Source organism: Haloprofundus salinisoli, assembly GCF_020097815.1.
In the GTDB taxonomy this organism is placed as follows: Archaea; Halobacteriota; Halobacteria; order Halobacteriales; family Haloferacaceae; genus Haloprofundus; species Haloprofundus salinisoli.
In genome coordinates this window covers 879092-903893 of the sequence record NZ_CP083663.1, presented here as the reverse complement: position 1 = coordinate 903893, position 24802 = coordinate 879092, and the positions used below count along the sequence as shown (strand labels likewise).

Annotated in this window: 32 protein-coding genes and 1 tRNA gene; 18 read left to right on the top strand and 15 right to left on the bottom strand. The window is 66.1% G+C overall.

Annotation, left to right across the window (positions count from 1 at the left end):
* Positions 1-114 precede the first annotated feature (114 nt).
* From LAQ73_RS04790 to gvpA, 6 genes are all read right to left on the bottom strand, one after another.
* Positions 115-780 (bottom strand): DedA family protein, encoded by a 666-nt coding sequence (locus LAQ73_RS04790; protein WP_224270106.1) that lies wholly within the window; start codon positions 778-780, stop codon positions 115-117.
* 73 nt (positions 781-853) lie between these two features.
* Positions 854-1651, bottom strand: a complete 798-nt coding sequence (locus tag LAQ73_RS04785) for an SDR family oxidoreductase (protein WP_224270105.1) — start codon at positions 1649-1651, stop codon at positions 854-856.
* A gap of 315 nt (positions 1652-1966) precedes the next feature.
* Complete coding sequence (locus LAQ73_RS04780) at positions 1967-2881, bottom strand: serine/threonine-protein kinase RIO2 (protein ID WP_224270104.1); 915 nt, start codon at positions 2879-2881, stop codon at positions 1967-1969.
* A gap of 182 nt (positions 2882-3063) precedes the next feature.
* On the bottom strand, positions 3064-3333 hold the full coding sequence (locus LAQ73_RS04775; protein ID WP_224270103.1) for a hypothetical protein: 270 nt from the start codon (positions 3331-3333) through the stop codon (positions 3064-3066).
* Positions 3334-3337: 4 nt separating this feature from the next.
* The gene (locus LAQ73_RS04770; protein WP_224270102.1) at positions 3338-3859 is read right to left on the bottom strand and encodes a gas vesicle protein GvpO; all 522 of its coding nucleotides are present in this window, start codon (positions 3857-3859) and stop codon (positions 3338-3340) included.
* Between the two features lie 75 nt (positions 3860-3934).
* Complete coding sequence (gene gvpA / locus LAQ73_RS04765) at positions 3935-4210, bottom strand: gas vesicle protein GvpA (RefSeq protein ID WP_224270101.1); 276 nt, start codon at positions 4208-4210, stop codon at positions 3935-3937.
* Between the two features lie 191 nt (positions 4211-4401).
* Here gvpA and LAQ73_RS04760 point away from each other — a divergent pair, with 191 nt between their 5' ends.
* From LAQ73_RS04760 to LAQ73_RS04705, 12 genes are all read left to right on the top strand, one after another.
* Entirely contained in the window at positions 4402-5019 is a 618-nt protein-coding gene (locus tag LAQ73_RS04760) for a GvpL/GvpF family gas vesicle protein (RefSeq protein ID WP_224270100.1), read from the top strand.
* On the top strand, positions 5019-5276 hold the full coding sequence (gene gvpG, locus LAQ73_RS04755) for a gas vesicle protein GvpG (RefSeq protein WP_224270099.1): 258 nt from the start codon (positions 5019-5021) through the stop codon (positions 5274-5276). The genes LAQ73_RS04760 and gvpG overlap by 1 nt, the downstream gene beginning before the upstream one ends.
* A complete protein-coding gene (gene gvpH, locus LAQ73_RS04750; protein ID WP_224270098.1) occupies positions 5273-5776 on the top strand; it encodes a gas vesicle protein GvpH in 504 nt (167 codons plus the stop codon). Before gvpG ends, gvpH begins: the two co-directional genes overlap by 4 nt.
* Entirely contained in the window at positions 5773-6642 is an 870-nt protein-coding gene (locus LAQ73_RS04745) for a hypothetical protein (protein ID WP_224270097.1), read from the top strand. Before gvpH ends, LAQ73_RS04745 begins: the two co-directional genes overlap by 4 nt.
* Entirely contained in the window at positions 6635-7090 is a 456-nt protein-coding gene (gvpJ, locus tag LAQ73_RS17730) for a gas vesicle protein GvpJ (protein WP_345778393.1), read from the top strand. The genes LAQ73_RS04745 and gvpJ overlap by 8 nt, the downstream gene beginning before the upstream one ends.
* On the top strand, positions 7077-7388 hold the full coding sequence (locus LAQ73_RS04735; protein WP_224270096.1) for a gas vesicle protein K: 312 nt from the start codon (positions 7077-7079) through the stop codon (positions 7386-7388). Before gvpJ ends, LAQ73_RS04735 begins: the two co-directional genes overlap by 14 nt.
* Entirely contained in the window at positions 7385-8272 is an 888-nt protein-coding gene (gene gvpL, locus LAQ73_RS04730; RefSeq protein ID WP_224270095.1) for a gas vesicle protein GvpL, read from the top strand. Before LAQ73_RS04735 ends, gvpL begins: the two co-directional genes overlap by 4 nt.
* 2 nt (positions 8273-8274) lie before the next feature.
* Positions 8275-8586 (top strand): gas vesicle protein GvpM, encoded by a 312-nt coding sequence (gvpM, locus tag LAQ73_RS04725; RefSeq protein ID WP_224270094.1) that lies wholly within the window; start codon positions 8275-8277, stop codon positions 8584-8586.
* Between the two features lie 109 nt (positions 8587-8695).
* The gene (locus LAQ73_RS04720) at positions 8696-9361 is read left to right on the top strand and encodes a helix-turn-helix domain-containing protein (protein WP_224270093.1); all 666 of its coding nucleotides are present in this window, start codon (positions 8696-8698) and stop codon (positions 9359-9361) included.
* A 78-nt stretch (positions 9362-9439) separates the two neighbouring features.
* On the top strand, positions 9440-10258 hold the full coding sequence (locus LAQ73_RS04715) for a lipoate--protein ligase family protein (RefSeq protein WP_224270092.1): 819 nt from the start codon (positions 9440-9442) through the stop codon (positions 10256-10258).
* A gap of 175 nt (positions 10259-10433) precedes the next feature.
* Complete coding sequence (locus LAQ73_RS04710; protein ID WP_224270091.1) at positions 10434-11264, top strand: deoxyribonuclease IV; 831 nt, start codon at positions 10434-10436, stop codon at positions 11262-11264.
* 63 nt (positions 11265-11327) lie between these two features.
* Positions 11328-12128 (top strand): class I SAM-dependent methyltransferase, encoded by an 801-nt coding sequence (locus LAQ73_RS04705; RefSeq protein ID WP_224270090.1) that lies wholly within the window; start codon positions 11328-11330, stop codon positions 12126-12128.
* 20 nt (positions 12129-12148) lie between these two features.
* Here LAQ73_RS04705 and LAQ73_RS04700 read toward each other — a convergent pair whose 3' ends face one another.
* The 4 genes from LAQ73_RS04700 to LAQ73_RS04685 form a co-directional block, all read right to left on the bottom strand.
* The gene (locus tag LAQ73_RS04700) at positions 12149-12370 is read right to left on the bottom strand and encodes a hypothetical protein (RefSeq protein ID WP_224270089.1); all 222 of its coding nucleotides are present in this window, start codon (positions 12368-12370) and stop codon (positions 12149-12151) included.
* A 67-nt stretch (positions 12371-12437) separates the two neighbouring features.
* The gene (locus tag LAQ73_RS04695) at positions 12438-13088 is read right to left on the bottom strand and encodes a DUF7095 family protein (protein WP_224270088.1); all 651 of its coding nucleotides are present in this window, start codon (positions 13086-13088) and stop codon (positions 12438-12440) included.
* Between the two features lie 158 nt (positions 13089-13246).
* A complete protein-coding gene (locus tag LAQ73_RS04690) occupies positions 13247-14041 on the bottom strand; it encodes an NAD-dependent epimerase/dehydratase family protein (RefSeq protein WP_224270087.1) in 795 nt (264 codons plus the stop codon).
* A 69-nt stretch (positions 14042-14110) separates the two neighbouring features.
* A complete protein-coding gene (locus LAQ73_RS04685; RefSeq protein WP_224270086.1) occupies positions 14111-14566 on the bottom strand; it encodes a PaaI family thioesterase in 456 nt (151 codons plus the stop codon).
* Positions 14567-14678: 112 nt separating this feature from the next.
* Between LAQ73_RS04685 and ncsA the strand changes: the two genes are divergently transcribed.
* On the top strand, positions 14679-15650 hold the full coding sequence (gene ncsA / locus LAQ73_RS04680) for a tRNA 2-thiolation protein NcsA (RefSeq protein ID WP_224270085.1): 972 nt from the start codon (positions 14679-14681) through the stop codon (positions 15648-15650).
* 171 nt (positions 15651-15821) lie between these two features.
* On the opposite strand, the gene ftsZ is transcribed toward ncsA, so the two are convergent.
* The 3 genes from ftsZ to LAQ73_RS04665 all read right to left on the bottom strand — a co-directional run bounded on the left by ftsZ (position 15822) and on the right by LAQ73_RS04665 (position 17917).
* Entirely contained in the window at positions 15822-17012 is a 1191-nt protein-coding gene (ftsZ, locus tag LAQ73_RS04675) for a cell division protein FtsZ (RefSeq protein WP_224270084.1), read from the bottom strand.
* A 3-nt stretch (positions 17013-17015) separates the two neighbouring features.
* Complete coding sequence (locus LAQ73_RS04670; RefSeq protein WP_058580768.1) at positions 17016-17204, bottom strand: ribbon-helix-helix domain-containing protein; 189 nt, start codon at positions 17202-17204, stop codon at positions 17016-17018.
* A gap of 209 nt (positions 17205-17413) precedes the next feature.
* Positions 17414-17917 (bottom strand): zinc-ribbon domain-containing protein, encoded by a 504-nt coding sequence (locus tag LAQ73_RS04665; protein WP_224270083.1) that lies wholly within the window; start codon positions 17915-17917, stop codon positions 17414-17416.
* Between the two features lie 116 nt (positions 17918-18033).
* Here LAQ73_RS04665 and LAQ73_RS04660 point away from each other — a divergent pair.
* A tRNA-Tyr gene (locus tag LAQ73_RS04660) sits at positions 18034-18107 on the top strand.
* Between the two features lie 96 nt (positions 18108-18203).
* Here LAQ73_RS04660 and LAQ73_RS04655 read toward each other — a convergent pair.
* Positions 18204-18989: a formate/nitrite transporter family protein gene (locus LAQ73_RS04655; protein WP_224270082.1), complete on the bottom strand. Its 786-nt coding sequence runs from the start codon at positions 18987-18989 to the stop codon at positions 18204-18206.
* 169 nt (positions 18990-19158) lie between these two features.
* Here LAQ73_RS04655 and LAQ73_RS04650 point away from each other — a divergent pair, with 169 nt between their 5' ends.
* The 4 genes from LAQ73_RS04650 to LAQ73_RS04635 all read left to right on the top strand — a co-directional run bounded on the left by LAQ73_RS04650 (position 19159) and on the right by LAQ73_RS04635 (position 23042).
* Positions 19159-20148, top strand: a complete 990-nt coding sequence (locus tag LAQ73_RS04650; protein ID WP_224270081.1) for an aldo/keto reductase — start codon at positions 19159-19161, stop codon at positions 20146-20148.
* Between the two features lie 120 nt (positions 20149-20268).
* Positions 20269-21291, top strand: a complete 1023-nt coding sequence (locus LAQ73_RS04645) for a Gfo/Idh/MocA family protein (protein ID WP_224270080.1) — start codon at positions 20269-20271, stop codon at positions 21289-21291.
* A gap of 76 nt (positions 21292-21367) precedes the next feature.
* Entirely contained in the window at positions 21368-21775 is a 408-nt protein-coding gene (locus tag LAQ73_RS04640; protein WP_224270079.1) for a DUF5789 family protein, read from the top strand.
* Between the two features lie 85 nt (positions 21776-21860).
* Complete coding sequence (locus tag LAQ73_RS04635; protein ID WP_224270078.1) at positions 21861-23042, top strand: M24 family metallopeptidase; 1182 nt, start codon at positions 21861-21863, stop codon at positions 23040-23042.
* 55 nt (positions 23043-23097) lie between these two features.
* On the opposite strand, the gene LAQ73_RS04630 is transcribed toward LAQ73_RS04635, so the two are convergent.
* The gene (locus tag LAQ73_RS04630) at positions 23098-24708 is read right to left on the bottom strand and encodes a right-handed parallel beta-helix repeat-containing protein (RefSeq protein WP_224270077.1); all 1611 of its coding nucleotides are present in this window, start codon (positions 24706-24708) and stop codon (positions 23098-23100) included.
* Between the last annotated feature and the right edge of the window lie 94 nt (positions 24709-24802).

Sequence of the window (24802 nt, the reverse complement as noted above, 5' to 3'; positions counted from 1 at the left end):
CCGGCGATGACTGCTACGTCCGTCATGGACCATGTGAGAACTCCGCACGCATGATCTTGACCAGGCGACCACCATCGCTGGTCGGTCACGACGGACGTCACCGCACGGAAGCGCTCACCGAGTTCCGTCTACCTCTCTCTGGACGACGCGCCAGCAGACGACGGCCACGGTTACGACGGCGAGGACCACGATGGCAGACAACGCCGGATTCGCGCTGGCGACCCCGAGAAGTCGGTCGAACTGCGTTCGGAGCATCTCGCTTGCGACGTGGTACACCGACTGCCGCCGCCCGTAGTAGACGACGGCGGCGACCGCGGCGTTGAACACCACCCCGCCGACGGTGGTGTAGAGGAGGAACTTCCACATCCGCATCCTGGCGAATCCGGCGGGCAGCGAGATGACGGACCGAAGCACGGGAAGCAGTCGTCCCCACAGCACCGAACTCTCGCCCCACTTCTCAAACCACCGCTGGGCGAACGCCAGCCGTCGCTCGGAGACGTTGACCGCACCGCCGTGAGCCTCCAGTGCGTCGTGTCCCTTCTCGCCGAAGAACCGGTAGGCGACGACGCTGCCGACGGTCACGCCGGTCGTCGTCGACGCGACGAACAGCGCGAACGAGAGCGGGTCCGTGACCAAGAGGCCGGCGGCCACGGGGAGGACCACCTCGCTCGGCAACAGCGGAAACAGCATCGAGGATTCGAGGAACGTGAAGACGAAGATGGCGAGATAGCCGTATTGGGCGACGAGGTCTAGCGCCGTCTGGGTGAGTCCGGAAGGCACGGGCTTCCTACGCGCGCCGAGCGTATCGTTCTTGTCGCCGCCTTCGTTCGCCCAACTCGGCGCCGTCTACGTCTCAGAACGCGTGGCGGTGCCATCCGCCGTCGACCGGGAGCGTCGCCCCCGTCACGTACTCCGCGGCGGGCGACGAGACGAATACCACCGCCCGTGCGAACGACTCCGGCGTTCCGAGGTCGTCGAGCGGTAGTTCGGCGGTCCGCTGCCGCGTCGCCTCCGCCTCGCTCACTCCCTCGCGTTCGGCCCGTTCCGCGATTTTCTGGTCGATGCGACCGGTCACGACGCCCCGCGGGGAGACACAGTTGACGCGAACACCGTCGCTGCCGTACTCCTCCGCGAGTACCTTCGAGAGGCCGTATATCCCCGGTCGAAACACGTTCCCGAGCGCACCTCGGGCCGACGGTTCGAGCGCGGACGCGGCGACCAGATGCGTAATCGCGCCGCCCCGTTCTCGAAGCGCCGGTAACGCAGTCTTGCACGCGACGATGGTGCTTCGGAGAACGCTTCGATACCCGTCGTCGAAATCCGCCACCGAGAGACCCGAAAACGGGGTCGTCTCGGGACCGCCGTGGTTCGTCACCAGAACGTCGAGGCCGCCGAGACGGCCTATCGCCTCCTCGGTCACCTCGCGCACCTGGTCTTCGTCGCTCAGGTCGCAGACGACGGCGTCGATAGCGTCGTGCTCGCAGTCCGTCGCCGCTCGAATTTCGTGGGTCGCCGTCAGCAGTCGCTCCTTGCTCCGCGAGGAGATGACGACGGACGCGCCCTCTCGGACGAACTGTTCAGCCACCGCTCGGCCGAGACCGCTGCTGGCAGCCACGACGTACGCTCGCTTCCCGTCGAGTGACAAGTCCATGTCAACTGCTCTGCGCACGGTCGGTTATCCGTTCCTATCTCGCCGACAGATCCACGACTTCCCGATTATCGCCAGGTGAGTTTGCCCCATTGAATCGATATCGAACGTCAGACTGTCCTTTCCTCCGTTCGCTTCGGGGTAGTAGTGGCGTGGCCGAGTCCCCGTCGGTTCGTCGCCGGTACGTCACTCACGGGGTCTCATCTCTCGGTCGGCCGCTCTCACAGACTACAGGTCTCTCTACCGCTCGTCTCGGAAAGTACTGGCTCTCGGCAACGGTGGCGGAGTCGATATCGATTTAGTATCGCAAAAAGTGGTTTATAGACTTTCGTACTCCCGGACCGTTTCGAACGACCCGTCGGCGATAGCCTCGGCGACGGCTCCGATATCGACCGAATCGGGCGTCGACTGGGGATATTTTCGGCGGAAGTACCCGACCAGGTTCCGCACGTCGCGCTCGAGGAACTCGGCGGCGTTGTCGTGGCCGGTGTCGACCGCCTGCGGCCAGTCGAAGATGGTGATGCCGTCTTCGCTGACTGAGACGTTGTACTCGCTCATGTCGGCGTGGACGTAACCGAGTCCGTAGGCGACGACGAGTTCTCGGAGGACGAGGTCGAGCACGCCGACGGCCTGTTCGTCGGGGAGCTTCGCGCGCGCGAGTTCCACGCCGGGGAGTTTCTCCATCACTACGGCGTGACGGTTCTGGTCGACGGGTCGTGGCACCGAGACGCTCGGGTAGAGATCGTGAAGCACCTCGTGTTCGCGTTCGGCGGCCTTCCGGGCGGTGTAGAGCCACGAGACGTGCTGGTTCTCGGAGGTGTAGTCGCGCTCGCGGTTCACCTCCCGGAAGTTCGTGTACCCCTCGCGGTGGTACTTCAGCGCCAGCGGCTTGTACGACTGCACCTCGTACACGTCGCTCTCCTTGCCGACGCCGAGCGGCGCGCCGACGCCGTCGACGGTATCGCGCTCGGCAAACGCCCGCAACGCCAGCGCGTCGTACCCCTCGAAGGTGAGGCGGTAGCCCTCGTACTGGATGGTCTGCTTCTCGACGAGGTCTCGGCGCATACACCGGTCGAGGCGGTAGTCGACCTCCTCTGCGGTGAGTCCCGAGTAGTCGGGTAACTTCTCGCGGTTGACCCACTTTCCGAAGCGCATCCCCTGCTCGACACCCGAGAGGAGATAGAAGTCCTCGGGTTCGAGGTCCACCATCACGCCCGCGATGTTCTTCACCATACCTTTCGGTGGGGTGTCGTCGCCTAAAAGCGCCACGTGTCGCCGGATCTCGTGCTGATAAACTCTTTACTGCGATACAAAAAGGGTGTGTCGATGACGGCCACAACCGGCGGACGTGGCCCGCCGACAGTCAACTGCTCACGCGGCCGCTGACGCATCTCGACGACGCACGCGACGCCGACTCAGGCGGTTCGCGCCCGCCGCCCGCGGACGACGTACGCGACGCCCGTCAGCGAGGCGATTGCAGTGCCGACGACGACGCCCCCGACGAGCAGTTGCGCGAGAACGGGTGTCAACGCGGCGTCGACGCCCGCCGCCGACAGCGCCGCGAGCCACATCGCCGTCGCTCCGGCGAGAAACCCGAGCCGGTAGCGTCCCTGCGCGTCGTGGGCGGCGTCGAGGCAGAGGAGCCCACAGCAACAAAACAGCGCGAGCGTCGCCGAATCCGCCATCGACCTAGACGTGTTCCTCGCGGTCGGTGTCGGCGCGGCGGTACCGGTCGACCCGCCGGTAGCCGGTCACGGTACCTCCGTCGTTGAGCTGGATCTCGTACGCGCCGAGGATGTCCTGGGTGTCGGGAACCGACGGCCGTTCGATGACTTCGACGATGCCTTCCCATCCGCTGTCGACCCGACGGAGTTCGGTGACGCCGTCGAGTTCGTGGCCGATGAGTTCGGTGGCGACATCGCGCACGGAGTCTTTGACCGACATGATGTCGGCGGTTTCACCGTTGCTCGACAGGTCGTCTTCGTCGTCGCTTTCGTCCTCGTCTTCTTCCCCGGAGCCGTCAGTCTCCGGTTGCGGCTCTCCCTCGGCGACTTCGTCCAACCGCCGACGAATCGCTTCTTTGGCGCTCGAACGGTCTTCTTCCGACTGTTCGGCTTCGTAGGCGTCTCGAAGCACCGCTTGATCGCCTATCTCCTGCAGTTCGTCTTTGAGTTCGTCGACTGTGTGATTGGTTGGGTCTAACTCTGGCATCGATGGCTCCGGTCGGATTCCTCATTTGTCGCCGTGGGTCCTGCCCGGACCGCCCGTCGGCGCGAGTGCGCCGACTTAGCTCGCGTTCGGCCCGTTCGGCCTCGTGGGCGTCTCGACTTCGATCTCGTTGATGTCGTAGTCGGTGTCACCCGCCGTCGCTTGCTCTATCTTCGATATCTCGTGTGCGTAGTGCAGGAACGTGTCCACCGAAGCGGCGACGATACGAGCCTCGACGGTGAGGATCTCGATACCGACGACCGACACCCGCGCCCAGATGTCGATGACGATTCCTTTGTCGAGAATGCGGTCGAGCACTTCCGCGAGACTCGTGCTGTCTGGAGTATTTTGCATCGTACCGTAGAAACAGCGACGAGACGGTTAGCCACTTGGCCTGCAAATGCAGGGAGTACATACCCTATCCGGACGCACCTGTTCGACTCTTGTCCCTTTTGATGGCCGCCGACTTATAAACACCCTGCATATGCCGGCACAAGGGTCCACTGCGTTGGCGCCGATACTGACGGCAACGGCAGTCGATTCCCATGACTCAGTATCTCTACGCGTACGGGGTGACCAACGACGGGTCGTTCGAGGTGGACCTCACCGGCGTCGACAACGCGACGCCGGTGTACACCGTCGACTACCGACGGTACTCGGCTATCGTCTCCGACATCGAGACGATGGAACCCGAGCAGACCGACGAGAACGCCCGCCTCCACGATGACGTCCTTCAGACGCTCATCGAAGACCGGACCGTCGTCCCGATGCGCTTCGGGATGACGTTCAAGAACGGCCGCGCGCTGAAAGGCGTCCTCCGAGGCGGCCAGCGCGCCTTCCGCCGGGCGCTGATGAACGTCGACGGGAAAGTCGAACTCGGCGTCAAACTCGTCACCGAGGAGGGCGTCGACGTGGACCGCGAGGCCGTCCGCAAGGACGTGACCGAACGCCTCGGCGAAGTCAGCGACGAGCGCGCCGAGAACGACCTGTTCAGCGACCGCCTCGTCGTCAACGACTCTTACCTCGTCGCTCACGAGGACCGTGAAGCGTTCAACGAGGTGATGGGTGACCTGACGGAGGCGTACGAGGGCGAACTGAAGGTACAGTACACGGGGCCGTGGGCTCCGTACAACTTCGTCGATATCGAAATCGAGGCCCAGTGATGTTCATCCTCGACAGACTGTTGATGAAGCCGTTTCTGACCATCGCGGACACGCTGCACACGATGGCGGTCAACGAGGTGTACGACGTGGGCGCGATTCAGGACGAACTGAAGGAGACGCGACTGCTGTACGAACTCGGCGAACTGGACAGAGAGACGTACGAAGTGCGGAGCGAACAGCTCCGAGACGACCTCGAACTGGCCGAAGAGATGCAACAGAAACTGCTCAGCGGCAACGTACAGGTGGCACAGACGTGACCGACGACCCAGTAGACAGACACGGCGACGACCCCGACGAGTGGCCCTCCCGGGGCATCGTCGCGCGCGTCCAGTCGCTCCTGGAGACGCTCGCGGCGATGGACCGCAGCGACGAGGACCGGCGAATCGGCACCGGAGAGGGGAACGTGGGCTCCGCGGACGTCGACTTCGGCTACTCGATTCGGACCGGCATCTCCGACCGACCCGAGGACGGACCGGAACGAACGTACCACACCCCCTCCGACGACTCGTTCGACCCCTCGAACGTCCACCTCGACAGTCGCGTCGACGGCGACAGCTACCAGATCGTCGCCGACGTTCCCGGAATCTCGGCGGCGCGTATCGACGCAGAGTTGCGCGACGACGGGCGGACGCTCGTGGTCACCGTCGACGACCAGCCCGTCGGTCGGGTGTCGTTCGACCGTCCGATGCGACTCGTCGAGACGGTGGTCCGAAACCACGTCCTTCACGCGCGACTCGAACTCCGGGAGGTAGCATGAGCGACGAGGCCGACTCGGCGCCCGAGGACGGACCGATGGACGCGCTCGCCGACGTCGACGACCTCCACGACACGGCCGTCGAGATTCTCGGCAGCCTCACCGGCGACGGTGGCGAGGCGACCACGGGCGAACAGATAGCGACGGACCTCGACCTGCTCGTGGACGTCGCCGTCGAAGCGGCCGAACTCCTCTCGGCGGTGGACGTCGACACGCTCCTCGAAAACGTCGACGTCGAGGAACTGCCGGAGGCCGTCTCGTTCGAGGAACTGCCGGCGGCGCTCGCCGACGGCAATCCGCGGGCGGCGCTGAACCTCTCGAAGCTCGTCCAACTCGTCAACCTGAGCGCACTCCTGACCGAGACGGACCTCCAGCGCACGCGCAAGGAGTACGGCGAGCTGGAGGAGGCCGTCGACGCGTTCACCGACGACGGGCTGGTACAGACCGGCGACGAAGGCGGCGACGGCGACGAGAGCGGCGGCGGTTTCGGGAGTCTCGACGGCGACGAGAGCGACGACTCGCTTCTCGCCTCCGACGAGGACACCTCGATGGTGCAGATGGAGGTGTCGCAGGCGGTGATCCAATCGGAACTGAAGGAGGCCATCGGGGAGTTCCGCCGCGGCATCATCGTCGCCCACCGGAAACTCGATCGGATGCGCGAGTACAACGAGAAGCGATTCCGACAGCGGGCCAGTTCGACCTCGAGCTCGCGGAACCCGACGGCCTACTCGTCGGTGCCGTCCTCGCAGCCGGCGACCGGCGCGACTCGGCACTCGACGGTACCGAAGCAGGTTCGACACTCCGGTGTGGAAGGGCTCGACCGAATCTACGGCCCGCGATTCGAGAAGGAGGCGAGCGGCGATGAGTAGCGCCGGCCCCACGCGGACGAGCGACAGTCTCGCCGACGTCGTCGAGATGCTTCTGGACAAGGGTATCGTCATCAACGCCGACATCGTCGTCTCCGTCGGCCAGACGGAACTGCTCGGCATCGAACTGCGGGCGGCTATCGCCTCGTTCGAGACGGCCGCCCAGTACGGCCTGCAGTTCCCCGAGGGAACCAACATGCAGCGCGTCGAAGCGGCGTCCGGACGCGACCAGCTCCCCGAAGCGGAGGAGGGTCCGCTCGCGCCGGTCATCGACGCCGCCGACGGAAGCGACGCCGAGGAAACGAGCGAGGAGGACGACGGCGACGCCGACACCGAGGAAACGAACGAGGAGAACGAAGGCGACGACGCCGAGGAAGCGGTCGAAGCGGACGGAGACACCGAAACGACCGAAGCGACCGCCGAACCGGAGGGCGACGATGCCGACGGTTGATATCGACGGCGAGGACGCCTCCGACGGACTGTTCGCGCTCGTCGTCGCCGTCGTCGAGATACTGATCGACGCGCTCGAGCGCGAGGCGATTCGGCGCATGGAGTCGGGGTCGCTCACCGACGAGGAGATAGAGCGCCTCGGCAGCCACCTCGCGCAACTGGAAGCCGAGATAGAGCGCCTGAAAGAAGAGGTCGACGTCGGCGACGACGTGGACCGCCTTCGCGGCGACCTCGACGCGCTCGTCAACGACGCGCTGGTCGACCTCCGAGACGGCGAACTGGGGGTAGAGTCGAGATGAGCGCGCCGGCCGCCGACCCCGGTACGACTGTCGACGACGGGCGCTATCTCTACTGCGTCGTCGCCGTCGACGAGGGTGAGGCAGGGACCGACTGGACCGAGTCGAACGCCGTCGACGACGCGGAGGCGTATCTCGTCGTGGCCGACGGCATCGGGGCAGTCGTCCACCGCTGCGAGCGGACGCCCAACCCCAACGATCTCTCGACGGTCAAACGGTCGCTGCTCCGCCACCAGCACGTCGTCGACGCGGCGGGCGACGCGTTCGGGACGCCGCTGCCGCTTCGGTTCGGCACGGTCGTCGAGGGCGGCGACGCGGCGGTCAGAGAGTGGCTTGTCGAGACCGCGGCGACCCAGCGACGACATCTCGACGCGTTCGCGGGCAAGTGGGAGTACCGCATCGAAGTCGGCTGGGAGGAGGACGCGCTGGCCGAGACGGTCGAGGCGTCCGACGACCGACTGGCCGAACTCGCCGAGACGCTCGACGACTCCTCGGAGGGAACGTCGTTTCTCGTCCAGAAGCAGTACGACAAGCGCCTCTCCGACCTCGTGTACGCCGAACGCGAGGAGCGCGTCGCGGCGCTCGCAGAACGCCTCGACCCGCTGGTCGAGGAGATGGAGGAACTCGGTCGACCGGCGGTGTCGCTGGAGGACGCCGACGGCTCCGACTCCGGTCCCTCGTTTCGGGTCGCCGTCCTCGCGCCCGAAGAGAACGAGATTCCCATCGGCGACGTGCTCGACGAGGTGAAGTCGAACCCGGAGACGACCGACGTACAGTACACCGGCCCGTGGCCGCCGTACACGTTCGCGCCGTCGCTCGACGACGAGGAGTCAAACGACACCGGTTCCGGGTCGGCCGACCGGGGCTCCGAAGCGGGAGGTCGGTAGCGGTGCGGCCGACGCGCCGGGACGACGACGCCGTCGTCGACCTTCTGGACGTGTTGCTCACCGAGGGGGTGATGATTCAGGCGGACCTCATCGTCACCGTGGCGGACATCCCGCTTCTCGGCGTGCAACTGCGCGCGGCGCTCGCCGGCATGGAGACGATGCTGGAGTACGGGCTCCTTTCGGACTGGGACGAGAAGACGCGCGAGCGAGCACGCCGGCGAGAGGAGAATTTGCGGGGCTCGCGGGGGGAACGGCCGTTTTCGGGAGCTCGGCCGACGCCGATGACGCCGAACGGAGACGACGAGATAGGATGAGATTACGCACGAACGCGTGACTGTTCCAGCGACGAAAGCTCTCAGTAATCGAGACCGTTCCGAATTTCCGAGCCATTACTAATCCCCTTTCAGCGCGTTCGAACTCGGTATGAGCGTCGTCGCAACCCTCAAACATCCAACCGAGCAGTTCCCCCTCCAGAGCACGCTCGCCAGCGTCCCGGGTCTCGAGATCGAAGCGGAGTCCGTCGCTGCCCACGGAACCGACCGGCTGCTCGCGTTCGTCTGGATGCGCTGCGACGACTGGGGGGCGTTGGACCAGGCGCTGGCCACCGACCACACACTGACCGACGCCGCACTGCTGAAAGAACAGGGGGAGCGACGACTGTACCGACTCGACTGGGCCGAGGGCTTCGAACCGGTCGCCCGACTGCTCGACGACGAGGGCGCGACCATCATGAACGCCTCTGCCCGCAACGACGCGTGGACGTTCCGCATCCTGTTCCCGCACCGCGACTCGCTGTCGCGGACGCTGCGCGTCACCGAGCAGGAGGCCGCCGGCTTCTCCGTCCAGCGCATCCGCGAGTTCGACACCGCGCGAAACGAGTCGGACGTCGACGACACGTTCGGGCTCACCGCCTCCCAACGCGAGGCGCTCCGGGCGGCGCTCGACGGCGGCTACTACCAGGTCCCCCGCGGGGCCGAACTGTCGGAACTCGCCGCCGAACTCGACATCAGCCACCAGGCGCTCTCGGAACGCCTCCGCCGCGCACACGGTCACCTCGCGGCCTACGCCGCCGAACAGTTCGGCCCGTAGGTCGTCGGTTTCGGTCGAGTCTCCGTTCTTTCACCGCACGCCGTAATCGCTTTCCGACGGTCCCGCCTACCGTCGTCTATGACCGACGACGCACCGTCGGCCGACCGGCAGTGGCGACTCGTCCGCGAGGAGTCCCGGTCGGGTCCGATGAACATGGCGCTCGACGAGATTGCCGCCGAGACGGCCGCCGACGGCGGCCCGCGAACCGTTCGCGTCTACCGCTGGGAGCCGAGCACGCTCTCTTTGGGCTACCGACAAGCGCCCGAGACGGTCGACTGGGCGTTCTGCGAGCGCGAGGGAATCACCGTCACGCGCCGTCAGACCGGCGGCGGCGGCATCTACCACGACGGGTTCGGCGATATCTCCTACTCCATCACCGCCCCGGCCGCGGAGTTGCCGAGTCGACTGCTCGACTGTTACCACCTGCTCTGTACGCCCGTCCTCGACGGCTTCGAGCGGATGGGTGTCGCCGCCGACTTCGCCGACGAGGAACTGCCGGCCATCCACCAACCGGCGTGCTACCTCCGGGAACTACACCCCGCCCACGACGTCGTCGCCGGCGGCCGAAAGATAAGCGGTAACGCCCAGTACCGCCGGAAAGACGCGGTCATCCAACACGGGTCGTTGACGTACAGCGTGCTCGCCGACCGGCACCTCGGCGTCTTCGCCGACCCCGGTATCGACGCCGAGGCGTTCCGCGAACGCGTCACGGGAATCGACGAACGAGCCGACGTCTCCCGCGACGAGGCGGTATCGGCGCTCGAAGCCGCCCTCGGGGAGTGGGTGAACGCCGAAGAAGGCGAGTGGACCGACGAGGAACTGGAGCGGGCCCGCGTGCGCGCACGAGAGAAGTACGAGTCCGACGAGTGGGTCCGCCGCCGAGCCGAGTCGCGGTAGCCCGACTCAGAACCCGAACGTCTCCTCTTCGTCGCCGAGTTCCGCGAACCGCCTCGTGGGTTTCGCCGACCCGCTTATACCGAACAGTCAACGACTCGTCGAGCGGGAAACAGGAGCGTCGGGGCGTCGCCGCAACTCCGAAGTTCCTTTGCCTATTGGATTCTTCCGCGCTGATATGCGAGTCGGAGCACACGTCTCGATTGCGGGTGGCGTCAACAACGCCGTCGACCGGCAGACGACCGTCGGCGGCAACTGCGGGCAGATATTCACTCACTCTCCGCAGGTGTGGAAACACGGAGAGATCAGCGACGAGGACGCCGCGGCGTTCCGCGAGGGGACGGTCGAGAAACTCGACGGCCCGTGGGTCATCCACTCGTCGTACCTCGTCAACCTCTGCACGCCGAAAGACGGCCTCCGCGAGAAGTCGATCGACTCGATGCAGAAGGAAGTCGACGCCGCGGCGCAACTCGGCGTCGAGTACGTCAACGTCCACCTCGGCGCGCACACCGGCGCGGGCGTCGACCAGGGTCTCGCAAACGCGGCGTCGGCGCTGGACGAACTCGACGTCCCCGACGGCGTGACGGTGCTCGTCGAGAGCGACGCCGGCAGCGGCACCAAACTCGGCGGCGACTTCGAACACCTCGCCACCGTCATCGAGAAGGCCAACCTCGACATCGACGTCTGTCTCGACACCGCCCACGCGTTCGCCGCTGGCTACGACCTTTCGACGGCGGAGGGCGTCGACGAGACGGTCGCCGCCTTCGACGACGAGGTCGGTCTCGAACATCTCAAATGCGTCCACCTGAACGACTCCAAACACGAGTGCGGGACGAACAAGGACGAACACGCCCACATCGGCGAAGGCTACATCGGCGAGGAGGGGATGACGGCGTTCGTCAACCACCCGGACCTCGCCGAGGTTCCGCTGGTGCTGGAGACGCCGAACGAGGCCGACAGGGGCTTCGAGTGGAACATCGCGCGCGTCAAGGAACTGCGCGAGAACTGACGTTCCTCCCTGTTACGACGCCGAATCCCCCCGCTTATCAGCGACGCCCCCGAATCGACGGCCATGCGCCGGTTCTCCGCCGAGTACCTCGAACGAACTCGTGACGGCATGTGGGGCGGGTCGCGGGAGGCGCTTTCCGACCTCGACCTGCCGAACCGGCGTCGGATTCTCGACGTCGGGTGCGGGACGGGCGAACTCGCCCGCGTGCTCGCCGAGGAAGCGCCCGACGCGCAGGTCGCCGGCGTCGACGCCGACCCGACGCTCCTCCGCGTCGCCCGCGAGCAGACCGGAATCTCGGTCGTCGCCGGCGACGCGACGCGACTCCCCGTCGCCGACGAGGCCGCCGACCTCGTGGTCTGTCAAGCCCTGCTGAGCAACCTCCCCGACCCGAGCGCGGTCGTCGCCGAGTTCGCCCGCGTCTCCTCGGAGCTCGTCGCGGCCGTCGAACCAGACAACGCGTCGGTCGGCGTCGACTCGACGGTCGACCCCGAGGTGACGCTCGAACGGAGCGTCAGAGAGGCGTATCTCGACGGCGTCCGGACGGACGTCTCGTTGGGGAGTCGAGTGTCGGAGCTGTTCGCCGACGCGGGGCTCTCCGACGTCCGGACGCGCCGACACCACCAGCGGAAAGTCGTCGAACCGCCGTACGACGAGGGCGACGTGGAGAGTGCCCGGTTGAAGGCGACCGGCGAGGGTCTCGACAGGTACGAGACGGAACTGCGGCGCGCGCTCTCGAACGCCGAGTTCGACGCGCTCCGCGCTGAATGGCGCGAGATGGGTCGGTCGGTGGTCGACCAGATGCGACAGCAAGAGTATCGACGCGCGGAAGTGGTCCCGTTCGACGTGACCGTCGGTCGGGTGTGAGCGGAAACGGAGGCCTCTGGTTACTGGTCGGCGCTCGGTCCGGTGAGCGAGTCGTCTTCTTCACCCCCTTCTCCACCCTCGCCGTTCTCTCCCCCTCCGCCGCCACCGCCGGTCTCTCCGCTCTCGTCGTCTCCTTCCCCGCCGCCCGGGGTCGAACACCCCGCCAAGCCGACTGCGGCGGCGACACTCGTAGCGCCTGCGATGCGGACGAACCGTCGTCTCGACGTGCGGTCTCGACTCATCGGGCGAACGGTCACCGTCGAGGGAAATAGAACGTCGGACTGTCAGGTATCTCGGACGGTCACGCGCTCAGACCACGTCGCCGCGGACCGTCGTGCCCGTCTGCTCGGCGCGGTACTCGCGCATCCGCGTCGCGGCGGCCTGCGCCTCCTCGTCGTCCATTCCGAGCATCTCTAAGGCACCGGAGAGCGTCGGGAACGGGAGTTCGCCGCCGCGGAGTTTTTCGAGGGTCTCGTCGCCGCGCTGGCCGTCCAGCCAGAGACAGACGCCGCGGGGGTCGAGAATCTCCTCGTAGGCGTCGCGGGCGACTGCGCCTTTCAACCGCTGGGTGACGTTGTCGTCGAAACTCGCGTTGCAGACTTCGAGGTGGACGGGTTCGCCGTCGTCGAGGAGGTGCGCAGCCAGACACTTCTCGGGGGCGGCGTAGCCGTTGTCGTTGGCGCGGACGTGCCCGGGGAACTGTTCGGCCCAGTTGGCGGAGACGCTCTTGCCGATGCCTTTCACGCCGAACCGGGCTTCCAGGTCGCCCGCCCGTTCCGCGTCCGCGTCGCCGCGCATCATGATGTCCTTGGTGAGGTAGACGTCGAGGCGGTCGATGGGGTCGAGTCCGAGCGCGACGTCGCCGTACACCCAGATCTCGCGGACGGGCACCGGCATCGGTTCGGACTCGACCGTGTCGACGAGCGCTTCGACGCGGTCGAGAGCTTCCTGTCGCTCCATCGTCCGAGCATCCGCGCGCCGCGGGGAAAACGGTTTCCGACCGGGTTCGGCCCGGCTCCCGAGCAGACGCCCGGCACCGTGCCCATAGGGTGCGCGTCGACAACGGCTCAAAGCACTGAGAGCCGCGCCCGTTGTCCGCTCTCTTCGGTTCTCCGCCGTCACTCGTCGAGTTCGGCCGCCGAGTTGTCCCGCGGCCGGTAGTCGAGTGCGTGTCGGGTCTCGGTGAGAGAGAGGTAGCGGTCGTCGTTCGCGGAGACGCCGTGGACGGTCACCGCCTCGCCGCCGGTATCGCCGAGTCCGTCGCCGTCGAGCGACGACGTCACCGCGTCGCGGACGACCGCTCGGCAGTCGCGGGGGCTGAGCCACATCGCGCGGAGGAACTGCGAGTCGACCTCGTCGTCGGCGTCTTTGTCGCGGAGGTCGTCGGCCGTGAGCAACCAGCCGATGCGGAGGTTGACGACGTCGACGTCGTGGCGCGCGGCGTACAGCTGACCCAGCGCCTCGCCGGAGACTTTCGAGACGCCGTAGAAGGAGTCCGGTAGCGTCGGGTCGTCGGGGCGGACCGTCCGTACGCGGTCGGTCATCGACTCGGGTTCGTCGGGTTCGCCGACGTTGTACTGGTGGACGGCGTGGTTCGAGGAGGCGAAGACGACACGGTCGAGGTCGTTGTCGACGGCCGCCTCGTAGGCGTTTCGCGTCCCGTCGATGTTCGTCTCGAAGACGCCCTCCCAGTCGGCGGTCGGCGAGGGGTTCGCCGCGAGGTGGACGAGCACGTCCTGTCCCGAGAGCGCGTCCGAGAACGCCTCACGGTCGGTCACGTCGAGGACGACGCTGTCGATGTCGTCGTGCTCGCGGTGGGTTATCGCGGTCACCTCGTGGTCGGTGTCCTCGAACGCGTCCAGCGCCTCTCTGCCGACGTTTCCCGCCGCACCGGTGATTGCGACCTTCGCCATACGAGATGTACAGGAGTCAGCGCAAAATAACACGGGGCGGACTATCGCGGGCTTCGACCCGGAGCGGCTTCACTCGTCGCGGCGGACGTACAGCGTCTTCGAAACCTCGGCGTACACGTCGCCGTCGGCATCGAACAACCGCAGCTCGTACTCGCGGTCGGTCGACTCGCCGGGGTCGAGCGCCTCCCCAATCGTCTCGATCTCTCCGTCGGGCAGGCGGAAGTCGGCGTACAGCGTCCGGTCGCCCGGTCGCTTGAACTCGATCTCCGCCGCGCGGTCCCAGACGGTGAACCCGTCGCCGAGCCGTCGGTTCAACATGATGACGTACACCGGGTCGACGGCGGCGTACATGCTCCCGCCGAACATCGTCCCGTAGACGTTCTTCGTCCGCCACGTCAGCGGGAGTTCGACCTGCACGCGACTCCAGTCGGCGGCGATGTACCGGACTCTGCCGCCGGTGCTCCGATACGTGGGGTGGAGGTTGAACCCGAGGCGCGTGAGACGGGTTCGGAGCGATTCGCTCATGGGCGTTCGTCGCAGAGTTGCGGGAAGTCAGTTCGGATGTGGGCCGGTGCCGCGGTACCCCGCTCTCGCGGAGACGAAACGGTCATACGCGTGAGACGGCAACACCCACGAAATGGAGTGCGACAAGTGCGACCGCGACGCCGTCATGGTCGCGAGCTACTCGGGGGCGCATCTCTGCGAGAACCACTTCTGCGCCTCGGTCGAGAAACGCGTCCGGCGGCGCGTCCGCGAGGACAGCCTCGTCCCCCGCGACGCCAGCCCCGACGACCCCGACACGTGGGTCATCGGCCTCTCGGGCGGCAAAGACAGCGTCGTGCTCACCCACATCTTGGACGAGACGTTCGGCCGGGATCCCCGCATCGAACTCGTCGCGCTCTCCATCCACGAGGGTATCGAGGGTTACCGCGACAAGAGCCTCGACGCCTGCGTCGAACTCTGCGAGGACCTCTCGCTGCGTCACGAGGTCGTCTCCTACGAGGAGGAACTCGGCGTCCGGATGGACGACGTCGTGGAGAAGGACCCCGAGAATATGGCCCCCTGCGCGTACTGCGGCGTCTTCCGACGCGACCTGCTCGAACAGTACGCCGAGGAACTGGGCGCGAATAAGCTGCTGACCGGCCACAACCTCGACGACGAGGCGCAGACGGCGCTGATGAACTTCCTCGAAGGCGACGTGACCCAAGTAGCCAAGCACTTCGACGCGAGCATCGGCGGGTTCGACGAGCGCGCGCTCACCGACGACTTCGTCCCCCGCGCGAAACCGCTGCGCGACGTGCCCGAGAAGGAGGTCGCGCTGTACGCGCACCTCAAAGACCTCCCGGCGCACATCACCGAGTGCCCACACGCGAGCGAAGCGTACAGGGGGGAGATTCAGCAGTTGCTGTTGAAACTCGAAGAGAACCACCCCGGAACGCGACACTCCATCATGGCCGGCTACGAGGAACTCGCGCAGATGGCCGCCGAGCGGTACCGCGGCGACGGCGACGAGGACGTCGAACTCAACGAGTGCGAACGCTGCGGGTCGAAGACGGGTGGCACCGTCTGCAGAAAGTGTAAACTCATCGAAGCGGTTCAGGCGGTCTGAGACCGAACGGAACTCGCGGAAACCGCTCGCTTGACCCGCGTTCTGGTAATCTACCTCTCACACAGCTACGAGGCGGCAGCCCACGAGTTTACTCGTGGGTAGATGACGAGGCGTCGCTCGTCACGTGAATTCGAGTAGTTGAGAACCGAGCACGGTCGAAGTCGCCGGCAGTTAGCGGATGACGTCGAGGCCGTTGTTGCGTTCGACCTCGTCGCGTCCGCCGTCGGACTGCCACGAGCCGTTCGAGTTCGCGTTTGTCCGGCGCTGGCGGTTCTGGCTCGTCTCGAACTCCGAGCTCCCGTCGAGACTGGCGCGCGAGCGGTCGGCCTGCTTCTGCGTCGTCGGGCCGAGCACCTGCGCGCTCTGGACGCCGGTCATGATGGCCATGACGCGGACTTTCCCCTTGTACTCCTCCTGGATGCGCGCGCCCCAGATGACGTTGGCGCTCGCTTCGAGGCGTTCGGTGATGTTGTCGGCGATGCCCTCGGCCTCTTTGAGCGTGAGGTCCGGGCCGCCGGTGATGTGGACGAGGCCGCCGGACGCCCCGCGGTAGTCCACGTCGAGAAGCGGGTGGTTCATCGCGTCGCGGACCACCTCTTCGGTCTTGTTCTTGTCCTGGGTCTCACCGACCAGCATCACGGCGACGCCACCCTGGTTCATGATGGTGGACATGTCGGCGTAGTCGAGGTTGATGAGCGACGGCTGAGTGATCGTCTCCGAGATACCCTTCACCGTCTCGGCGATGATCTGGTCCATCACCGAGAACGCCTTGCCGATCGGGAGGTTCGGGACGTAGTCGAGCAGGCGGTTGTTGTCGAGGACGATGATGGAGTCCGCCTCGTTGCGGAGTTTCTCCAGTCCTTCCTCGGCTTTCACCGTACGGGCACGCTCGACGTTGAACGGCGTCGAGACCATGCCGACGACGATAGCGCCCTGTTCTTTGGCGATTTTGGCGACGACGGGGGCCGCACCGGTCCCGGTGCCACCGCCCATCCCCGCGGTGACGAAGACGAGGTCTGCCTGGCCGAGAACCTCCTTGACGGTTCCCTGGGCCATCTCCGTCGCGCGTTCACCCATCGAGGGGTCGCCGCCGGCACCGAGGCCGGAGGTCAGCGACTTGCCGACGAGAATCTTCGTATCGGCCTCGATCATCTTCAGGTGCTGTTTGTCGGTGTTGATAGCGACGGTGTCAGCGCCTTCGACGCCGATGTTGTAGAGGCGGTTGATGGTGTTGTTCCCGGCACCACCGCAGCCGACGATGACGATACGGGGTTCCCCGAACTCGTCGTCGTCGCTCTGCGCCTCCATATCGCGCTGCTCGGCTTCGGCGTTTTCGAGTGCGTCTTGAACGATATCTTGCATCGATTACACCTTTGCCCAGCTGCGCTTGGTGCGCTCGGGACGTTTCGCGTCGCGTTCATCGGCCTGCTCGTTGAGCATCTCGCGGACGGCCGAACGGATGGCTTCGCTGCGGTTCGGGAACTCTCCCGTCTCCACCATCTGTTCGACCTCTTCGATCTGCTGCTTCGGAATTCGTAGTGTCACACGCTCCATGTTTACATTCCCCCGGTAAGACGGTCGGGCGCATGCCCGACACCGTCTCACGTGCCGAAATCGCGCGAAGAGGACGACTTGACCCCCTCGGATTCGGAACGTAAGACGACCGTCTTACGCGAACGTAAGCACAGAGCGACAGGATATAAATGTAACGGCGAGTGTAAGACACGGCCGCGAAACGGTGTTTGCGCGGGGCTATTGTGGCGTCAACGACGGTCTAGCACGTCTGCCGCCGGGGTCCGTCGACCGCACCCCGGGCAGAACGCCCAGTCCGACCGCACCTCATCGCCGCAGTCGCAGAACAGCCGACGAGACGCTTTCTCGCCGCAGTTCGAGCAGTACATCTGCCCGTCGGACAGCTCTTCGCCGCACTGACTGCAGGATTTCTCGTTCATCGCCTCCGCATCGTCGACGGTTGTCTTACGCTGCTCGGCGTCGTCGTCAGTCGCGCCGTCGAGGCTGATGTTGACGTTGACGTCCTGTGGTCGGCGGCTCTCGGCCTGTCGGAGATACTCGCCGACGAGTTCGTCGACGCGTTCGCGCACCAGGTCGTCGATGTGCGCGGGCGTTGGTTCGGCCGCGCCGTCGTCACGCTCCGAGGTGTCGAGGTACGCACGAAGCGCCTCGCGCATGACCTCGCTCTTGGAGGCGTCTAACGCCTCCAGTCGCTCGACGAGGTCGTCGTCCGCGCGGAACGTGACTTTACTCATCTTCGTTGAGAGGAATTCGGCCACACTATTTGAATCTTGCCCAATCCGCGTGATTCGTTCACGCACGACGCGCCGAACAGTAATCGTTATACGCGAGAGCGCGGTACGGAAGGGCACCGCTCTTAGCTCAGCCTGGCAGAGCAGCCGACTGTAGATCGGCTTGCCCCCCGTTCAAATCGGGGAGAGCGGACTTCTTGCGTCGCTGCTCCGCGAGCGAAGCGAACAGCGGACTGTTCAATCGACTGCCTGTAACCCGTCCTATTCGAGGCCCTTACCACGAGGACGGTCAACTGTCCGACTCGCGCGCGCCCCTGAACTGAGTGACGTGGGTGAACGTCACTAAGCCGAGTCCCCCGACGAAGTTCCCCGCCGTGACGATAGCCGTCATGACGGCGAACGAGACGACGCCGATCTCCGCTCCGAACAGCACGCCGAAGAAGACGTGGAGCATCGTGACGACGACGTGGTCGAACGGGCCGAGCGCCAGCAGGAACCCGACGATGTACGCCATCGTGATACGGCTCCTGACGCTGTCGACGGCCGCCAAGAGAAACGACAGTAGCGCGACGAGCGCACCGCCGGCGACGCCGTTGGCGAACTCCGCGGTCGGCTCTCGGCGGACGAACTCCACGGCGAACGCTCGCAGCGCCTCTGTGGTGTGCGCCGACAGCGTCCCCTCCACGGCGAAGACCAACGCGAAGAGGCCGCCGCCGAGCAGGTTGAACGCGAAGGTGACGGTCCAGAGACGAAGGAGCGACGAGAGCATCCACGAATCCGCTTCGACCGCCTTCGCTGTCGGGTCGAAGAAGTTCTCGGTGAACAGTTCCGTCCGCCCGACGATGAGGAACACGACTCCCACACCGAAGGCGAGCGCACCCGCTAGTTCGGCGAGCGGACCGAACTGCCGCCCCACTGCGGCGTGGACGTAGCCGAGCGCGACGATGCCGAACACGACGGTGAACCCCGCGATGAAACTCGTCGAGGCGAGTTCGAGCAGCGACTGGTCGAGGCGTCGCTCGCCTTCCTTCACGGCTCGCTTGAATATCTCGGCTGGGTCGGGAGCTACTGACATGTGGGAATAATCAGTCGAGAGGATGAAAAGCGTCAGGACGGTTCGAAGGCCGACAGCGGCCGCGTGAGCGAGCATAACAGTCGCTTCGGTGCGGATGTACCCGGCGTCGATTCCGGGAAAACCCTTCCGCCGTGGGGACACTTACGGTCGCACGCGCGTACGGCGCAGTATGCGACACCGCGAACTCGGCACCACCGGATACGACGTGACCGAAATCGGCCTCGGGACGTGGAACATCGGTAGCGACTGGGGCGACGTGAGCGAGGAGGAGGGCCGCGCGGCGGTCCGCGCGGCGCTCGACGCAGGTATCGATTTCATCGACACCGCCGACGTCTACGGCGACGGTGCGAGCGAGAGGCGAATTGCGGAGGTGCTCGACGAGGAAGACGCCCGCGGCGACGTTACCGTCGCCACCAAGGCAGGTCGTCGCCTCGACCCGCACGAGGCTGAGCGGTACACCCGCGAGAACCTCGAGCGGTTCGTCGACCGGAGTCGCGAGAATCTCGGCGTCGACTCGCTCGACCTGCTTCAGCTTCACTGCCCGCCGACGGAGGCGTATTACCGACCCGAGGTGTTCAAGGCGCTCGACGGCCTGAAGGAAGCCGGGAAACTCGACCACTACGGCGTCAGCGTCGAGAAAGTCGAGGAGGGGCTGAAAGCCATCGAGTACGACGGCGTCGAGACGGTCCAGATAATCTTCAACCCGTTCCGCCAGCGGCCCGCCGAACTGTTCTTCAGGGAAGCCATCCGCCGCAGAGTCGGCGTCATCGTCCGCGTCCCGTTGGCGTCGGGCCTCCTCACCGGCAATCTCTCGGTCGACGACGAGTTCCCCGACAACGACCACCGCAACTACAACCGAGACGGCGACGCCTTCGATATGGGCGAGACGTTCGCGGGCGTCCCGTTCGAGACGGGGGTCCGCGCCGCCGACGAACTCGGCGCGGCGGTTCCCGACGACGCGACGCTCGCGCAGTTCACGCTCCGCTGGATTCTCTCGTTCGACGCCGTGAGCACCGTCATCCCCGGCTCGAGCAGTCCCGAACACATCCGCCAGAACGTCGCCGCCGCGGACCTGCCGGAACCGTCGGCACAACAGCACGAACTCATCCACGAGGTGTACGATGAGCGCGTCCGCGACCACGTCCACCACCGCTGGTAATCGCCGGGTGCTGGTCACTGCTTCCGTTCGCGAGACCCTCCCCGGTCCTCGCTCCGCTCGCAGGGGCCGCGAACTCACCCAACGACTATGCTCGTCGTCGTCGTACAAGCGCAGGTCACGATGTCGGAGAAGACACACAGCGACGCCCCGATTCGAGTTGGTATCGTCGGCCTCGGTTACATCGGAACGACCGTCGGCGGCGAGTTCGCCCACCACCCGCAGGCCCGCGTCGCGGCGGTGTGCGACTTGGCAGAGTCCGCGCGCGTCGACGCGGGCGAACAGTTCTCGGTGCCGCCGGAGTCGCGGTACGAACAGTACGAGGAGATGCTCGAGGGCGAGAACCTCGACGCGGTTCTCATCGGCACGCCGCACACGCTCCACTACGATCAGGTCGTCGCTGCGTTGGAGCGCGGGCTCCACGTGCTCTGCGACAAGCCGTTGACGACGGATCTCGAACAGGCACAGGACCTCTACGAGCGCACGCAGAACGCCGACGAGGTGTTGATGGTCGGCTACCAGCGCCACCTCAACCCGGCGTTCGTCGAAGCGCGGCAGCGATGGACGGATACGGACCGGACGCCGCAGTGGATAACCGCCGAAATCAGCCAGGACTGGGTCGAGCGGTTCAGCGGGACGTGGCGGTCGGACCCCGACCTTAGCGGCGGCGGCTACCTCTACGACACGGGGAGCCACATCCTCGACGCCATCCTCTGGACGACCGACCTCACGCCCACGGCCGTCCGCGCGGACATGACGTTCGTCGACGACGAGCAGCGCGTCGACGAGCGTGCGGAGCTGTGGATCGAGTTCGAGGAGGGTGCCAACGCCAGCGTCTCGGTGTACGGGAAGACGCCCTGCACGCGCGAACACATCCACATCTGGGACGACGAGGGCGCGGTGTATCTCGACGGGCGCGAGTGGGAGGACCGCCAGCTCTCGGAGATCGACGCCGACAGCACGACGCACACGCCGTATCTCGGCGGCCAGTCACACCCGAACAAAGCCGAGTCGTTCGTCCGCGCCATCCGCGAGGGGACGGCCCCGCCCGCGACGCCGATGGACGGCCTGCGCGTCACCGCGGTCACCGAGGCGGCGTACGAGTCCGCCCGCGGCGACGGCGACTGGGTGAGCGTCAACCTGTAGCGTCCGGGGTCGTTCGTCGGCCGCGGCCACCCGCGCCGCCACTACGCCTTTTTGACTCCGTGCCGTACTGTGAGCCATGGCCGACGAACCCGACGAGAACCCCCAGACCGACCCGAGTCACGAGAGCGTCATCGAGAGCTCGCGGCAGCGGAAGGACGAACGCGCGGACACCGTCGAGAACATCATGGCCGAGGTCGACCGCCACCTCGAAGGCCAGAAGTTCCCCGTCCGCGGCGAGGAGATCGCCGAGATGTACGGACAGGAGGGAACCGACCTCGCCAACGAGACCGAGTCGATGGGCAGCGTCTTCGACCGTCTCGAACAGGACGAGGAGTACGAGTCGGCCCAGGAGGTCCGCGAAGCCGTCTACGGCGAACTCACCGGCGAGGCCGGCGGCGAGAACGAGTACAACACCGACCGCGATCTGCAGGAGATCGCCGAAGAGGTCGAATCGCAGTCCGACCAGCGTCCCGGTCACAAGTAACGTCCGCGCGGCAGCGTCCGACGAACGAACCGGCGCGCCCTGCCGGACGCCATACGTTTTTCAGCCACTCGGATGAGTCAGTGCCATGGCAACCAGACTCCCGCCCTCCGAGTTCGAGGCGCGTCTCGACAGCATCCGCGGCGCGCTCGCCGACACCGACGCCGACGCCGGCGTCTGGTTCGGCGCGACGAGTATCGAGTATCTCACCGGCTTCCACCACATCCAGACCGAGCGACCCGTCGTCCTCGCGGTGACGCCGAACCGCATCGAGATTACGGTGCCGCGGCTCGAAGTCGAGCGCGTCGAACCGAACCCCCGAATCGACGCCGTCCATCACTACTTCGACTACCCCGGCGACGAACCGCTGAAGACGGCGGTCTCGATGCTCCGCGGGATGGGCGTCGACGCCGTCGCCGCCGACAGCGACGGCGCACTCGGCGTGATGGGTTACGAGGGACCGAAGCTCTCGGAGTTCGTCGAGGTCGAATCCCAGGGTTGGGTCGGCCGGATGCGCTGGGAGAAGACCGACGTCGAGGTCGACCTCATCCGCGAGTCGGCGAAGTGGGCGAACCTCGGCCACCGTTACCTCGCCGACTACACCGAAGTCGGCGCACATCCGGCGACGGTCAGCCAGCAGGCGTCGACGGACGCCTCCCGCGCGATGCTCGACACGCTCGGCGACCGCTACTCGGTCCGCGTGCGCGGCAACGGCCCGGTCAACGCGGGCTACATCAGCGGCACCGAAACCGCGCTCCCGCACGGTCACACCCCGAACGAGCGACTCTCGGAGGGCGACGTGCTCATCACCGGCGCGTCGGCGAACGTCGACGGCTACCACTCCGAACTGGAGCGGACGATGTTCGTCGGCGAACCGACCGACGAACAGGTTCACTACTTCGAACTCATGCTCGAAGCCCAGACCATCGCCATCGAGGCGCTCGGGCCGGGCGTCTCCATCAGCCACGTCGACCAGGTCGTCTGGGACTACCTCGAAGAGCAGGGCGTCGCCGACCTCGCCCAGCACCACGTCGGCCACAACATCGGTCTCGGCGGCCACGAACCGCCGTACATCGACCGCGGATGGGACGAGGCCCAGGAAGACCCCGCCGACGCCGAGATGGCACCCGGACAGGTGTACACCATCGAACCCGGCATCTACACCGACGAGTTCGGCTACCGCCACTCCGACACCATCGCCGTCACCGAGCGGGGAGTCGAGTGGCTGACGTTCTTCCCGCGGGACCTCGAATCGAACATCATCCGGTAGGCGACCGCTCGCTTCCGGCTTTCCCGGTCCTCCGTTATCTCAGCTCCGGCTCTTTTCATTCGCTAATCGGTACGTCCAAGCCGGTCACCCGGCGGATCAGCGCTTCGAGCACCGCCGGCTCCGACCGCGGGTCGGAGCGGTCGATAGTCCAGACGCTCTGGGACTCGACGACCGACACGTCGCCGTCGCCGTTGTCGTCGCCGTCGGTCAACGCGACGACGACGCGCCGGACGTGGTCGAGTCTGATGCCGTTCGCGCCGTTCTCTTTGGTCGTGCTCTCGACGACGGCCGACGCCGTGACGCGCGTGAGCTCGACGCCGTTGTCGGCGTTCTGGTTGACGACGTTGCGCGCGAGCACCGCGCCGCGGACATCGGTCACGTTGATGCCGTCTGCGCCGTTTCGCCACACTCGGTTGTCGAGGAGTCGCGTCCCCACCGACCGGTGGAACCTGATACCCTCGGCTCCGTTGTCGAACACGTCGTTTTGCTGGACGAGGTTTCGGTCGCCGCCGTAGTCGATCTCGATGCCGTCGTCGGCGTTGTCGCGGACCACGCTCCCGCGGACGACGTTCGCCGTCACGTTTCTGAGCACGACTCCGTCGCGGCCGCTGTCGGTGACGGTGTTGTCGACGATGCGGTTCTCGCGGGCACCGAGACGGAGCAGAATCCCGTCGCGGACGCTGCCGGTCACGGTGTTACGCCCGACGAGGTTGTTCGACGCCTCTCCGCGGAGGAGGATACCGTCGCTACCGCTGTCGCGGACGACGTTCCCGACGACGCGGTTGTTCTCGGCGACGCCGACCGGGATGCCGTCGTTCCGGTTACCGGTGACGGTGTTCCGGGAGACGGTGTTGTTGTCCGAACGGGCCAGGTCGATTCCGTCGTCGAGGCTGTTCTGGACCGTGTTGCGGCGGATGGCGTTGTCGTCGGAGTCGCGCAGTTCGATGCCGTCGGCGTTCTCCAACCCTTCGTTGTCGCGGACGAGGTTCGACTCCAGCAGGTTGCCGCTGGCGTTGTCCAGGTCGATGCCGTCGTCGACGTTCTCGTCGGTGACGCTGAACCGCACCACGTTGCCGTCGGAGCCGTTCCGAAGGAGGATACCGTCGCCGCCGTTGTCGCCGCCGTTGCGGCGGAACGCGCTGCTCTCGATGCGGTTGTCGTCGGCGTCGTCGAGGACGATACCGTCGTCGACGTTCTCGTCGGCACGCGTCGAGACGACGAGCACGCCGGTCGTCGAGTGCAGTTGGACGCCGTCGCCGGCGTTGCCGACGGCGGCCACGCCGCGGAGTGACCCGCCGTCGACGCCGCGGAAGCGGACGCCCGACTCGAACCCGGTGACCGAGACGTTCTCGACGGTGACGTTCGTCACGCCGTCGGCGACGATGCCGACGCCGTCGCCGTCACCCGAGAGCGCGTGCCCGTCGCCGACGATTCGGACGTCGTCGGCGGTCACGCGCAGACACGAGGCGGACCCGTTCGTCTGGAGGTCCCCGCCGATGCGGTACGTCCCGGCGGACGAGATCGACGTGCACTCCGAGAGCTCGACCGCCTCTCCGGACTCGTTCGGCGTCTCTGCTGTCGTTACTCCGACTGCCCCTGCTGAAAAAACGACCGCGGCGACGACGACCAGCGTCGTCACCCGGTACTGGCTGATTCTCTCGGACATCTATCTCGTTAACGTAGTAGCGCAGCTCTTGATTAAGATTCACATAATCTTTTCTGTATTATAATAACGGGGGCGTGTCTGTATCCGATTCGTG

Coding starts and splice junctions, on each gene's coding strand:
- LAQ73_RS04785 (WP_224270105.1), bottom strand. CDS start 1,651: ATGGACTTGTCACTCGACGGGAAGCGAGCGTACGTCGTGGCTGCCAGC.
- LAQ73_RS04780 (WP_224270104.1), bottom strand. CDS start 2,881: ATGGTGAAGAACATCGCGGGCGTGATGGTGGACCTCGAACCCGAGGAC.
- LAQ73_RS04775 (WP_224270103.1), bottom strand. CDS start 3,333: ATGGCGGATTCGGCGACGCTCGCGCTGTTTTGTTGCTGTGGGCTCCTC.
- LAQ73_RS04770 (WP_224270102.1), bottom strand. CDS start 3,859: ATGCCAGAGTTAGACCCAACCAATCACACAGTCGACGAACTCAAAGAC.
- gvpA (WP_224270101.1), bottom strand. CDS start 4,210: ATGCAAAATACTCCAGACAGCACGAGTCTCGCGGAAGTGCTCGACCGC.
- LAQ73_RS04760 (WP_224270100.1), top strand. CDS start 4,402: ATGACTCAGTATCTCTACGCGTACGGGGTGACCAACGACGGGTCGTTC.
- gvpG (WP_224270099.1), top strand. CDS start 5,019: ATGTTCATCCTCGACAGACTGTTGATGAAGCCGTTTCTGACCATCGCG.
- LAQ73_RS04745 (WP_224270097.1), top strand. CDS start 5,773: ATGAGCGACGAGGCCGACTCGGCGCCCGAGGACGGACCGATGGACGCG.
- gvpJ (WP_345778393.1), top strand. CDS start 6,635: ATGAGTAGCGCCGGCCCCACGCGGACGAGCGACAGTCTCGCCGACGTC.
- LAQ73_RS04735 (WP_224270096.1), top strand. CDS start 7,077: ATGCCGACGGTTGATATCGACGGCGAGGACGCCTCCGACGGACTGTTC.
- gvpL (WP_224270095.1), top strand. CDS start 7,385: ATGAGCGCGCCGGCCGCCGACCCCGGTACGACTGTCGACGACGGGCGC.
- LAQ73_RS04720 (WP_224270093.1), top strand. CDS start 8,696: ATGAGCGTCGTCGCAACCCTCAAACATCCAACCGAGCAGTTCCCCCTC.
- LAQ73_RS04715 (WP_224270092.1), top strand. CDS start 9,440: ATGACCGACGACGCACCGTCGGCCGACCGGCAGTGGCGACTCGTCCGC.
- LAQ73_RS04710 (WP_224270091.1), top strand. CDS start 10,434: ATGCGAGTCGGAGCACACGTCTCGATTGCGGGTGGCGTCAACAACGCC.
- LAQ73_RS04705 (WP_224270090.1), top strand. CDS start 11,328: ATGCGCCGGTTCTCCGCCGAGTACCTCGAACGAACTCGTGACGGCATG.
- LAQ73_RS04700 (WP_224270089.1), bottom strand. CDS start 12,370: ATGAGTCGAGACCGCACGTCGAGACGACGGTTCGTCCGCATCGCAGGC.
- LAQ73_RS04695 (WP_224270088.1), bottom strand. CDS start 13,088: ATGGAGCGACAGGAAGCTCTCGACCGCGTCGAAGCGCTCGTCGACACG.
- LAQ73_RS04690 (WP_224270087.1), bottom strand. CDS start 14,041: ATGGCGAAGGTCGCAATCACCGGTGCGGCGGGAAACGTCGGCAGAGAG.
- LAQ73_RS04685 (WP_224270086.1), bottom strand. CDS start 14,566: ATGAGCGAATCGCTCCGAACCCGTCTCACGCGCCTCGGGTTCAACCTC.
- ncsA (WP_224270085.1), top strand. CDS start 14,679: ATGGAGTGCGACAAGTGCGACCGCGACGCCGTCATGGTCGCGAGCTAC.
- ftsZ (WP_224270084.1), bottom strand. CDS start 17,012: ATGCAAGATATCGTTCAAGACGCACTCGAAAACGCCGAAGCCGAGCAG.
- LAQ73_RS04670 (WP_058580768.1), bottom strand. CDS start 17,204: ATGGAGCGTGTGACACTACGAATTCCGAAGCAGCAGATCGAAGAGGTC.
- LAQ73_RS04665 (WP_224270083.1), bottom strand. CDS start 17,917: ATGAGTAAAGTCACGTTCCGCGCGGACGACGACCTCGTCGAGCGACTG.
- LAQ73_RS04655 (WP_224270082.1), bottom strand. CDS start 18,989: ATGTCAGTAGCTCCCGACCCAGCCGAGATATTCAAGCGAGCCGTGAAG.
- LAQ73_RS04650 (WP_224270081.1), top strand. CDS start 19,159: ATGCGACACCGCGAACTCGGCACCACCGGATACGACGTGACCGAAATC.
- LAQ73_RS04645 (WP_224270080.1), top strand. CDS start 20,269: ATGTCGGAGAAGACACACAGCGACGCCCCGATTCGAGTTGGTATCGTC.
- LAQ73_RS04640 (WP_224270079.1), top strand. CDS start 21,368: ATGGCCGACGAACCCGACGAGAACCCCCAGACCGACCCGAGTCACGAG.
- LAQ73_RS04635 (WP_224270078.1), top strand. CDS start 21,861: ATGGCAACCAGACTCCCGCCCTCCGAGTTCGAGGCGCGTCTCGACAGC.
- LAQ73_RS04630 (WP_224270077.1), bottom strand. CDS start 24,708: ATGTCCGAGAGAATCAGCCAGTACCGGGTGACGACGCTGGTCGTCGTC.